An 11,141-nucleotide genomic window follows, 5' to 3' on the forward strand; every position below is an offset into this window, starting at 1 on the left:
CGAAGCGCCGGATCGCTGCAGTCCACTGATCAAGCGCATAACCAATCCGCCCAATGACTGCGAATTTCGACGGCCAGAGACGCCAAAAACGGGCCGTCCGGCGGTTAAACGCGAATGACATTGGGCCATTTCTCTGTAATGACAATGATGTCCGATAATGCAAGATTATCCGTCATTATTATGCCAAGACGAGCGGTGCGGTTTTTGGTCAATAGTATGGAAAAACCGCACGATTGAGATAGGCTGGCGGCCATGGATTCGCCCGCTGTTCCGCACTTCCCCTCACCCGCGCTCCCCGCCGCTTGGCCGTAAGCCGAACGAAGTTACTGTAGCCGTCTCTTCCGCCAGAGATTTGGAATCACTGGATAATCTTGTTCGCTTCGCGTCGATCTGGGCTGGCCACCTGCGTGCTATCAGGCCCTGAAATCTGCCGACGTAGCGGTTCGGCTGATGGGTCGCAATGAGGCCGAACGCGCGTGGCGTGATGCGCTTTTGCTAACGGCTGCTGCTGACGATCCGTGGCCGGCTGGGTGGGTGCTTTTGGCCTGCGAAAGGCTTTCTGCCCTAAAGCCCGCCAACTGTGGCCGAACTCGAAGATTTTCTTGGGCTGGCCTTGGACGAGCGGCTTGCCAGGGCGGTCGAACGCGTCGACGATGCGCTGCAGTCTAGGCGACTGTCGCCGTTCGCCGTGCCGGATCTGGTGGGCTCCATCCATGGCGCGCCCCCGGATGCCGAATCGCTCGATCTGAGGGCTGACCGATAGGCTGATTGCTACGCCGCTGAAAAGGGGCTGGCCGTGCCACAGCTGATGACCGAGTGGTATGGGCCAGACGTCAAGACGCAACGGGGGCAGGGGCGGTCTCCATTCGCGGGAACCCGCCTTGCCCGCGCCGTGCTGACACATTGGCCCGCCGTCGCGCCGAAGGCGTCGGCGGGGTCATCGAAAAGCTCTTGGAGGAGGGGGCGCGGTGGCGGCGAGGCCCTGGCAATAGCCTGTGGCGCTGGGCGGCGCCCCGGCTATTCGACCGGCTCGCGTTTTTTTGGCGCCGTGCGAGAACTTTCCGGCTGCACTCGTTCCGGATCTACGGGTCGTAACAATGCGCGGACCAGACGCATCGGGCAGGCCGTGAAGCCATAGAGCGACACCGGGGGAAGACGTCCTCCTTGACCGGCAGCTCGACGACCTGCCGCCGGAATTGCGCTGGCGCGATAGGATGCCGCGTGTCGAGGTGGTGATTTTTGCCTCGGCCTTACCGGAGGCTGTGGCCCGCGTCGTCGGCAGGGTCTGCAGCATCGGGCTGCCGATCGATGATCTGCGCGAGGCCCAGAACTGTGCTGACTGAAAATCCGTGAAAGATGCGAGATGGCGACGACCTCGTCGGAGATCGATGAACTGACGTCGTACGACTACGTTCGCTTCCCTGAATGACGCCGGAAAGCTCAAGCCTCCGCCGGTCTGGAAGCCCGGAGGGGTTCGCTCCAACCGTGACGAAGATACACCGAAATAGAGAAAAGACGCTGCAAGTTCACTTCCAGGGCGGAACGCGAAAGACCTCGCTCAAATACTCTATAAATGACCTGATCCTCGGCAGCAGGTGCCGCTCCGGAAGATAGACGGCGTGGATCGCGGTATTGTCGACGGCCTGGTATTCTTTCAGCAGCGGAACGAGGGTTCCGTCGCGGATCAACGGCAGCGACAGGTGCTCCGCCATCCGCATGATGCCTACGCCTTCCAGACAGAGCTGGACGAGCGTCAGCCCATTCGAGCCTCTGAAATTCCCGTTTGCGACGATGTTCTGCACGCCGGTCGGGGTCTGGAAAGGCCATCGGTTCAAGTGTTCGCGCGAGCCGTGCCACAGGAGGCAATTGAAATTGGCCAGATCCTGCGGCGTCTTCGGCTTGCCGAAATTGGATATGAATCGGGGCGAGGCGACGACGATCCTCTGAAGATCGCAGATTTTCTTGCTGATCAGAGCCGAGTCGGTCAGTCGCCCCATACGGATGGCGACGTCGAAGTTTTCTTCAATGAGATTGGCGTTCTGATCATCCAGCGACAGGATCACGTTCAGTCCGGCATGACGCTGGAGAAAGGCGGGTATGCGCGGCACGATTTGGTCCGTGCCGAAGGCGATCGGGGCGGTCACCCTTAGATCGCCGACGACATGCGACTTCGCCGTAGCGATTGCTCCCTCCGCCTGGTCCACCAAGGCGATGATCTCGGCGCAACTCGCTGCAAACTTGCGTCCCTCCTCTGTAAGCCTGAAGCCACGGGTAGAGCGATGCATCAGGCGCACGCCGAGCCGCTTCTCCAGATTGTCGAGCGTGTAGCTTATCGAGGATTGGCTGACCCCCAGGATATGAGCCGCGGCGGTGAAGCCTCCGCCGTCGATGACCGAGCGGAAGACCCGCATTTCGAGAAGCCGGTTGTCCTTCATCTCAGGGCAAGCCTATCGAAAACCTTTACAATAGTGAACTTATCGATACCCATGCCACGTCCCTCCCACGTCCCGTGGCCGCCTCGACAATCTCATTTGAAACAAACGCTTAGATCAAAAATCTTCGTGTCGATATGGCCGCGGGGAAATTTAGATAACTGTTATCAAACCGCACCGAATTGACCCTTGTCAATGCTCGATACAAGTTCGGGCGACGGCAACCACCCCCTAGATCAGCCTGCCGGACGGGCGTTGCTGCATACGAATCAACCGATGAAGAGGAGGCTTCAATGTTAGATCTCGGTAATCGAGTTTCTGTTTATCAACCGGAACAGGCGGGCTTGATTTTCCCGGATATTCCGGAATTCGAGACCGTGGCGGAAGAGCGCCAGCACCGCAAGGAAAGGCTGGTTGCCGCCTGCCGCGCATTCGCCCAGCAGGGATATGACTATGGCTTCGCCGGCCACCTGACCGTGCGCGATCCCGAGCATCCGGAACTCTACTGGACCAATCCCATGGCCGTTCACTTCGCCAAGGTCCAGGTCTCGAACCTCATTCTCGTCGACCATCAGGGGAAGGTGGTGGAAGGCAATTATGCGGTCAATCGCGCCGGGTTCATCCTGCACGCCAACGTTCACGAGGCCCATCCCGACATCATCGCCATGTGCCATGCGCACACGATCTACGGCACGGCCTTCGCATCGCTCGGACGCCCGCTGGAGCCGATCACCCAGGATGCCTGTGCATTTTACGAGGATCATGTGGTCATCGGCGACGTCGCCGGCGCCGTTGCGGTCGAATACAAGGCGGGTACCGACGTTGCGGCGGCCTTCAAGGGCGTCAAGGCGGCGATCCACCAGAACCACGGCCTGCTGACCGCCAGCCGCCACAGCATCGACTCCGCCGCCTTCTGGTTCATCGCCCTGGAACGCTGCTGCCAGCAGCAACTGGCCATCGAGGCAACCGGCCTGAAGCCGACGCATGTTCAGGAAAAGCGGGCGCGCTACAGCCGCGAGCATGTCGGCAGCGACTATATCGGCTGGCTGCATTTCCAGCCGATCTACGAGCAGCTCAAGGACAGCCAGCCCGACATGTTCGACTGAGAGCGATCGCGCACCCGCCGCCGCAAGGGCATCGGGTGCGCGCCCAACGCCTGAAATGGGAGGATTTATCGTCTTGAAAACATACCAGAACTACATTGACGGTCAGTTTGTCGCGTCCAGCGGCACGGTGGGTGTCGAGGTTCTCAACCCGGCCAACCAGAAAGTCATCGCAGTCGTTCCCGATGCCACTGCCGACGACGTCGATGCCGCCGTCGCCGCCGCCACGCGGGCGCAGGCCGGATGGGAGAAGCTGTCCTCCACCCAGCGCGCCGGTTACCTGAGGCAGATCTCCGCGCGGATCCGGGCAAATGTCGATCGCCTGGCAAGAACGATCAGCCTGGAGCAGGGCAAGATTCTTCCGCTTGCCGTCCATGAGGTCAACCTGACCGCCAACTATATCGACTATATGGCCGAATGGGCGCTGCGCATCGAGGGCGAGATCGTCGCCAGCGACAAGGCAAACGAAACGATCCTGCTGTTCCGCAAGCCGATCGGCGTGACGGCCGGCATTCTGCCCTGGAATTTCCCGTTTTTCCTGATCGCTCGAAAATTGGCGCCGGCGCTGGTCACCGGCAATACGATCGTCATCAAATCCAGCGAAGAAACGCCGATCAACGCCTTTGAATTCGCCGGGCTGCTCGACGAAACGGACATTCCCAGAGGTGTGGTCAACATCGTCAGTGGACGTGGGGGAACCACCGGCAGCGCGCTGTCGGCCCATCGCGGCATCGGGCTGGTCAGCTTCACCGGAAGCGTGGCGACCGGGGCAAGCATCATGGCCTCCGCCGCACGCAATCTCACCCGCGTCAATCTCGAGCTCGGCGGAAAGGCCCCCGCCATCGTGCTCGCCGACGCCGATATCGACTTGGCGGTAAAGGCGATCCACGAGTCGCGCATCGCCAATACCGGCCAGCTTTGCAACTGCCCCGAGCGCATCTATGTGCAGCGCGCGGTTCTCGACGAATTCACGCAGAAGATCGCCACGCGCATGAAGGCGACGACCTATGGCGATCCTTTCGGCAACGAGGAGATCATGATGGGGCCGCTCGTCAATCGCCAGGGGTTGCAAAAGGTGGCGGGCCTTGTCGAGCGCGCCGCGGCGGCGGGCGCCGAAACCGTGACCGGCGGGAAGATCGCCCACAAGGACGCCGGCCTCCACTACGAACCGACGGTTCTCGTCAATTGTCGGAACGACATGGAGATCATGCGCAAGGAGATCTTCGGGCCGGTGCTGCCGATCCAGGCGATCGACGACCTGGAAGAAGGCATCGCCCTGGCGAACGACTCCGAATATGGCCTCACCTCTTCGCTCTATACCACCAATCTCAACGCCACGATGAAGGCGACGCGCGAGCTGCGCTTCGGCGAGACCTTCGTCAACCGCAACAACTTCGAAGCGATCCAGGGCTTCCACGCCGGACGCCGCAAGTCCGGCATCGGCGGTGCCGACGGCAAGCATGGCCTCTACGAATATATGGAAACCCACATCGTCTACATCGAAGGCTAATGCCAAACAGCCCGTCCAGATGAGGAGACGCTGGACGGATACTTTTCAACGGGAGGAAAACATGTCGAAATTCATAAAGCTTCTTACATCCGCCGCCACCGTCGTTTGTCTTGGAACGGCGGTCGAAGCCAAGCCGCTGAACGTCACCTGGATCGCTGGAAACGCCGCGTTGCAGACCGAGCACCGCATTCGCGAAGGCTTTGCCAAATATCTGGACGAGAAGGGCATCAAGGACTGGAACGTAACCTTCCTCGACAGCGCCGGCTCGGCCGAAAAGGTGGCCAACAACATCCAGGACGCCGTTTCACGCGGGTCGGATTTCATTCTCGTCACCGTGGCGGATCTGCGGGCGTCCAACAGCGCGCTTGCGGTCGCGGCCGAGGCGAATATCCCCGTCTTCACCGCCGATAGCGGCTGGATTCCCGGCGCCATCACTGATGTGACGACCAACAACTGGCAGATGTCGTCCGAAGTCTCGCTCGAACTGGTCAACCGGATGCGCGGCAAGGGCAATCTCGTCCTCCTGACCGCTGACGGTCTCAAGCCGGTGCGCGAGCGCAGCGACACGCTGCGGGCGATCGTGAAGGAATATCCGGACGTCAAGATCATCGCCGAGCACGACATCAACCTTTCGAACTTCTATCAGGATACGATGAACGCGGTTCAGGATATCTCGACACGGTTCGGCAGCGAGATCACCGCTGTCTGGGCGCCCTGGGACGAGCCGGCGCAGGCTGCGGTCACGGCACTGGCGGCCGCCGGCCTCGATAAGGTTCCGGTGTCCGGCATGGATGGCCACCAGAGTGCGCTCGATGCAATCTGCAAGGAAGACAGCATGTTCATCGCCACCGGCCGCCAACAGTTCGAAGTCTGGGGCGCCAAGCTGGCCGAATATGTCGAGCGGGTGGGCGAAAAGGGCGAGTCCGCCGAAAGCGTGAAAACCGCTGATATTGTCTACTTCCCGGCAAAGCTCTTCACCAAAGCCGACTGCCAGCAAAGCCAGTAACCGCAAGAACGGGCACCTCCAGGGGAGGTGCCCACTCATGCGAGTACAGTTCCGCTCATGACGGAGAATGCACTCGCACATGCAAGCTGGCTTCTGGGAGGGAACCATGGCTGTTAGGCTCCATAATATCAAGGTGCACTATCCCGGCGTGAAGGCGCTCGACGGCGTGTCGATCCAGATCCGCCAAGGCGAGGTGCACGGCATCATCGGTGAGAACGGTGCCGGCAAGTCGACGCTGATGAACGTGCTCAGCGGTTCGGTCCGGGTGACGGACGGCACGATCGAACTCGATGGGGTGGAAACCACATTCGACAAGCCCGCCGACGCGGTCGCACGCGGGATTTCGCTCGTTTCGCAGGAAGGCAGCCTTGTGCCGCACCTGTCCGCGGCGGCGAATATCTGTCTCGGATTCGAATCGACCCATTTCAAATGGGTGCTCCAAAATCGCGAGATGGCGCGCATCGCCGCACGCCTTCGTGACCGTTGGTTCCCCGAGACCGCCATCGATTTCGACGTTCCTGTGAGCGAGCTGCCCTATGCCAGCCAGAAGATCATCGAAATCCTTCGCGCCCTTCATTCCGATCCCAAGATACTCATTCTCGACGAGCCGACGGCCACCCTGCCGGCACGTGAGAAGGACAGCCTTGGCGCACTGATCCGCAAGATTTCCGCCGACGGGGTCGGTGTGGTGTTGATCAGCCATTTCATGGCCGAGGTTCTGCACCTTTCGGATCACATTACCGCGCTTCAGGACGGCAAGGTGGTCGAGTCGCTTCCCAATCAGGACCTGACCGAGCGCGATCTGGTCGGCCTGATGTTCAATCGCCAGGGCGGCTTTGCCCATCTCCAGGGTTCGGCGGCAACGGAAAACACATCCGATTTTTCTGGAATCGCGCCGCTCCTGTCGATCGACGGCTGGCTGGGCGAGAACTTCGAGGTTCAGAATTTCGAGGCACGGCCCGGCGAGATTGTCGGCCTCATCGGCCTGACCGGTGCCGGCCACTCTGATTTCGCCGGCTCCATCTTCCAGCCGCGCTTGGCCAGCCAGGGGAACATGCGCATCGCGGGACGCAACTGCAAGGGACTGAGCGTCAGGCAAATGCGCGTGAGCGGCGTTGCCTATATTCCCGACCATCGCATGACGAATGCCCTGGTCGGCCATTGGACGATCCGCGAGAGCATTTCGCTCGTCAACATCTCCCATGTGGCCGACCGCTTTCTCGGCTACATCAAAAGAGGCGCGGAGAAAAAGGAAGCGGCCGCCCTGGCCCAGAGGCTGAGGGTCAAGATGTCGTCCATCGAGCAGAAGATTTCCGAGCTCAGCGGCGGCAACAAGCAGAAGGTATCGATAGGACGCTGGCTTTATGCCGCGGCCGACAAGGCGTCGATTTTCATTTTCGTCGAGCCGACAGAAGGGGTGGATATCGGTTCCAAGCAGGAGATCCACAACCTGATGCGATCGCTCGCCAAGGATGGCGCCGCCGTTATCGTGGTGTCTTCGGATCTGCTGGAGATCGCCGCCGTGGCGGATCGCGTCGTCCCCTTCAGCCGTGGCCGCAGCGGGCCATCCATCTCCAAATCCGAGTTCAGCGAAAAGACGTTCGTTGACGCCATTGTGGGTATTGCAGCATGACAACGATATCTGAAACGACATCGACCAACCCTGCGGCCGCGCCGGTTGCCAGGCGGAAAACCGATTTGCGGCTCGTCGCGCAGAAATACGGAACCTTGCTGGTGCTGTTTCTCGTCATCGCCGCCTGCGGGGCGATCAGCGACCGGTTCTTCACCGTGTCCAATCTCCTGAACATCCTTCAGCAGATATCGATGCTGACGATCGTCGCCGTGGGGCTTACCTATGGCTTTGCCGCCAAGGAAATGGATTTGTCGGTCGGATATACCGTCGGCCTTGCGGGCCTGGCCGCGCCGCTGCTCTTGATCGCCGGTTACTCGCTTCCCGTCGCCCTGGCCGCCGCGCTTGCCTGCGGCATCGTCGTCGGCGCGGTGAATTCGCTGCTGGTCGTGTCGATCGGCGTGCCGTCGCTGATCGCGACCCTGGCGACCGGTTCCATCCTGTTCGGTGTGAACTTCATACTATCGGGCGGCCGGGCCATTTATGGCGGCTTGCCCGCCAGCTATCTGTCGATCGGCCAGGGCAGGCTGTTCGGCATTCCCTCGACGGCCGTGGCGATGCTGCTGGTCGTCGGCATTTCCTGGTTCCTGCTCGAGCGGACGGTGTTCGGGCGCAGGCTCTACGCGGTCGGCGGCAATGCGCGCGCGGCGGAACTGTCCGGAATCAACGGCCGCTCCTTCCGCGCCATCGGCCTCGCCTTCAGCGCCCTGTTCGCCGCCGGCGCCGGCATTCTCCTTTCGGCCCGGCTCGGCTCTGGCCAGCCCAATGCCGGCGAAACCTATCTTCTGGATGGTCTGGCCGCCGTCTTCATTGGCATGACGATGCTTCGCCCGGGCACCGCGACGGTCCTTGGAACCTTCTTCGGCGCCTTGCTGATCGGCGTGATGAACAATGGCCTGAACCTGGCGGGAATGGATACCTACGTGCAGAGCATCGTGAAGGGCATCGTCATCGTGATCGCCGTTTCCATCGTCTCGCGCACCACGAGCCTGAAGCTGCTTTGAGGCTTGCGAGCCTCTTGAAGGAAGGAGACCATCATGAACGAGAAACAGAAACTGAGCCGCGAAGTCGTTGACGTCGTGATCGTCGGTGCGGGACCGAGCGGCGCCGTCGCCGCCAAGCGTTTCGCCGAAGCCGGCATGAGCGTCGTTTGCCTGGAGCAGGGTGGCGCACCGGATTACACGCTGATCAAGAACGACCGGCTCGACTTCGAGCTGTCGAAGGATCGCCATTTCAGTTGGAACCCGAACCACAGGCAGGCGCCTTCCGATTATCCGGTCGACGACAGTGAATCGGAAGTCGCGCCCTTGATGTGGAATGGCATCGGCGGAAGCTCGGTGCTGTATGCGGCGGCCTGGCATCGTTTCCGCCCCAGCGATTTCCGCGTTCGCACGCTCGATGGCGTCGCCGATGACTGGCCGATTTCCTATGACGACCTGGCGCCGTTCTACGATCGCGTCGCGGAGGACTTCTCCGTCTCCGGCGTCGCAGGCGATCCCGCCTTTCCCTATCACGACGTGCCGTTGCCGCCCTTCGAACTGAAGGAGATGGAAAAGAAGATGATCGCCGCGCATGAGCGGCTCGGATGGCACTGGTGGCCGGGCTCCAATTCGATTGCCAGCGTGAAGCACAACAATCTCGAACCCTGCGTTCGCCGTGGCGCCTGTCTCTGGGGCTGTTTCGACGGCGCGAAGGCGTCCGTCGACAGGACGCACTGGCCCGTTGCAAGGCGTCTGGGGGCAAAGCTTCTGCCGTTCTCGCGGGTGTTGCGCGTGGAGACCGACAGCAGAGGCCTGGCGACGGGCGTCACCTATGTCGACAAGGAAACCGGCGAAACGCTGCTGCAACGGGGCCGTATTGTCGTCATCGCGGCCAATGGCCTCGGCACGCCGCGCCTGCTCTTCAACTCGACATCGGGCGCAAACCCTGACGGTCTCGGCAATTCGTCCGGCATGGTAGGCAAGCGCCTGATGATGCACCCTTATGCCACCGTGATCGGTCTGTTCGATGACTTCTTCGAAAACTGGCAGGGACCGTTCGGCCAGCGCATGTATTCGATGGAGTTCGCCGAGACGCGCAAGGATACCGATTTCGTTCGCGGCGCGAAATGGCAGCTCATGGGAACCGGTGGCCCACTGAACACAGTCGGCGCATTTCCGTGGGGAGATAATGCCGGATGGGGAGCGGATTTCCACAAGACAGTCAACAAGCGTTTCGGCCGTTCGATCGACTGGTCGATCATCGCTGAGGATCTGCCGGAGGAACACAACCGGGTCGTCCTGCACCCGACCCTTACGGATGCGGACGGGGTGCCTTCACCGAAGATGATCTACAAGAACAACGAGAACACCCGCCGCCTGATGAAATTCAACGTCGAGCGGGCCTCCGAGGCGCTGCGCGAAGCGGGGGCCTACGAGGTTCTGCAAGCGCCATTCTTCCGCGAGACCGGCTGGCACATGCTCGGAACCTGCGTCATGGGCGACGATCCGCAGACATCCGTCGTCGACTCCTATGGCCGCCTTCACGACGTCGCGAACCTGTTCATCATGGACGGCAGCGTCATGCCGACGTCGAGCTGCGTCAATCCGACGGGAACGGTCGCGGCGCTGGCGTTGCGAAGCGCCGAGCATGTGGTCGAGACGGCGCGGGAACAGCACGTCAGCCTTGAACACGCGTAAGACGAAACGCGCTGTCGACCGGTCATGCGGCTGGCTCGATGACCATGAGAGCCGATGGCCCCAATGGGCCGATGACAGCGAGCGTTACAAGACAGGAGATCATTCATGGACACGCATGCCCCTAGCCAAACCCTTGTTTCCAGATCAGATCGGCTGCGCCACGTGAAGGAGCGTATCGAGCGCAACACGTCGCGGCTGTTATGGGCCGTCGATGCGCTCATTCCCGCCGACCCCTCTTTGGGAATGCCTTCGGCCAGCGAGGCCTCGGTCATCGACGTTCACCTTCCGCAGGCCCTGACCCTGCGCGACGACATGCAGGACCGGTTCTTCGCGGCGGTGGAGCGTCTTCCTGCCGAGGCGCCCGCAAACGGCCTTGAAACCCTCCAGGCACTGGGGCCGGCGGATTTCGACCTGCTCTGTCGTATGATCGCCGGGTCGTTCTTCCTCGATGAAAAGGTGAACGCGGCGCTGGGCTACACGGCCCAGCAGGCGATCACCGCCACGCCGGATTACGATTACCTCATGGAGGCGATCGAGCCGGTCATCGAACGAGGCCAGATCTACACCGCCGTGTGACGGGCTGAACAAGTGAGACAAGGATCCGCTCCGGAAATGCCAAGCTGAATATCTGGCATGGAAAGGCAGGATCGTTGAGGAGATACCCATGAAGATCCTGGTCCCTGTAAAGCGGGTTGTTGATTACAACGTGAAGATCCGCGTGAAGTCCGACGGTTCGGGCGTCGAGCTTGCCAACGTGAAGATGTCGATGAACCCGTTCGACG

Annotated in this window: 10 protein-coding genes and 1 pseudogene; 10 read left to right on the forward strand and 1 reads right to left on the reverse strand. The window is 61.1% G+C overall.

Annotated features, from left to right (window positions below):
• Positions 1–450: 450 nt before the first annotated feature.
• The gene (locus L0976_RS28845; RefSeq protein ID WP_370643888.1) at positions 451–669 is read left to right on the forward strand and encodes a hypothetical protein; all 219 of its coding nucleotides are present in this window, start codon (positions 451–453) and stop codon (positions 667–669) included.
• Positions 581–763: a hypothetical protein gene (locus L0976_RS28135; RefSeq protein ID WP_234190656.1), complete on the forward strand. Its 183-nt coding sequence runs from the start codon at positions 581–583 to the stop codon at positions 761–763. The genes L0976_RS28845 and L0976_RS28135 overlap by 89 nt, the downstream gene beginning before the upstream one ends.
• 763 nt (positions 764–1,526) lie before the next feature.
• Here the strand turns inward: L0976_RS28135 and L0976_RS28145 are convergent.
• Positions 1,527–2,435: a LysR family transcriptional regulator gene (locus tag L0976_RS28145; protein WP_203320442.1), complete on the reverse strand. Its 909-nt coding sequence runs from the start codon at positions 2,433–2,435 to the stop codon at positions 1,527–1,529.
• A gap of 290 nt (positions 2,436–2,725) precedes the next feature.
• On the opposite strand from L0976_RS28145, the gene L0976_RS28150 reads away from it, so the two are divergent.
• From L0976_RS28150 to L0976_RS28185, 8 genes and pseudogenes are all read left to right on the forward strand, one after another.
• Entirely contained in the window at positions 2,726–3,538 is an 813-nt protein-coding gene (locus L0976_RS28150; protein ID WP_203320443.1) for a class II aldolase/adducin family protein, read from the forward strand.
• Positions 3,539–3,611: 73 nt separating this feature from the next.
• Positions 3,612–5,045 carry an aldehyde dehydrogenase gene (aldA, locus tag L0976_RS28155; protein ID WP_234190663.1) on the forward strand — a complete coding sequence of 478 codons (1,434 nt, stop codon included), beginning with the start codon at positions 3,612–3,614 and terminating at the stop codon, positions 5,043–5,045.
• Between the two features lie 61 nt (positions 5,046–5,106).
• Positions 5,107–6,051: a substrate-binding domain-containing protein gene (locus L0976_RS28160; RefSeq protein WP_203320444.1), complete on the forward strand. Its 945-nt coding sequence runs from the start codon at positions 5,107–5,109 to the stop codon at positions 6,049–6,051.
• A gap of 106 nt (positions 6,052–6,157) precedes the next feature.
• Positions 6,158–7,684 carry a sugar ABC transporter ATP-binding protein gene (locus tag L0976_RS28165; RefSeq protein WP_203320445.1) on the forward strand — a complete coding sequence of 509 codons (1,527 nt, stop codon included), beginning with the start codon at positions 6,158–6,160 and terminating at the stop codon, positions 7,682–7,684.
• Positions 7,681–8,685 (forward strand): ABC transporter permease, encoded by a 1,005-nt coding sequence (locus tag L0976_RS28170; RefSeq protein WP_234190665.1) that lies wholly within the window; start codon positions 7,681–7,683, stop codon positions 8,683–8,685. The genes L0976_RS28165 and L0976_RS28170 overlap by 4 nt, the downstream gene beginning before the upstream one ends.
• 33 nt (positions 8,686–8,718) lie before the next feature.
• Positions 8,719–10,359, forward strand: a complete 1,641-nt coding sequence (locus L0976_RS28175) for a GMC family oxidoreductase (RefSeq protein WP_234190667.1) — start codon at positions 8,719–8,721, stop codon at positions 10,357–10,359.
• Between the two features lie 105 nt (positions 10,360–10,464).
• Positions 10,465–10,935: a hypothetical protein gene (locus tag L0976_RS28180; RefSeq protein ID WP_234190669.1), complete on the forward strand. Its 471-nt coding sequence runs from the start codon at positions 10,465–10,467 to the stop codon at positions 10,933–10,935.
• A gap of 88 nt (positions 10,936–11,023) precedes the next feature.
• Positions 11,024–11,141 (forward strand): annotated as a pseudogene (locus L0976_RS28185) (electron transfer flavoprotein subunit beta/FixA family protein); the annotation flags it as partial.

The sequence above is a fragment of the Shinella sp. NM-101 genome (genome assembly GCF_021401195.1).
Taxonomy (GTDB): domain Bacteria; phylum Pseudomonadota; class Alphaproteobacteria; order Rhizobiales; family Rhizobiaceae; genus Shinella.

Coding starts and splice junctions, on each gene's coding strand:
- L0976_RS28150 (WP_203320443.1), top strand. CDS start 2,726: ATGTTAGATCTCGGTAATCGAGTTTCTGTTTATCAACCGGAACAGGCG.
- L0976_RS28845 (WP_370643888.1), top strand. CDS start 451: ATGGGTCGCAATGAGGCCGAACGCGCGTGGCGTGATGCGCTTTTGCTA.
- L0976_RS28165 (WP_203320445.1), top strand. CDS start 6,158: ATGGCTGTTAGGCTCCATAATATCAAGGTGCACTATCCCGGCGTGAAG.
- L0976_RS28175 (WP_234190667.1), top strand. CDS start 8,719: ATGAACGAGAAACAGAAACTGAGCCGCGAAGTCGTTGACGTCGTGATC.
- L0976_RS28160 (WP_203320444.1), top strand. CDS start 5,107: ATGTCGAAATTCATAAAGCTTCTTACATCCGCCGCCACCGTCGTTTGT.
- L0976_RS28180 (WP_234190669.1), top strand. CDS start 10,465: ATGGACACGCATGCCCCTAGCCAAACCCTTGTTTCCAGATCAGATCGG.
- L0976_RS28170 (WP_234190665.1), top strand. CDS start 7,681: ATGACAACGATATCTGAAACGACATCGACCAACCCTGCGGCCGCGCCG.
- L0976_RS28145 (WP_203320442.1), bottom strand. CDS start 2,435: ATGAAGGACAACCGGCTTCTCGAAATGCGGGTCTTCCGCTCGGTCATC.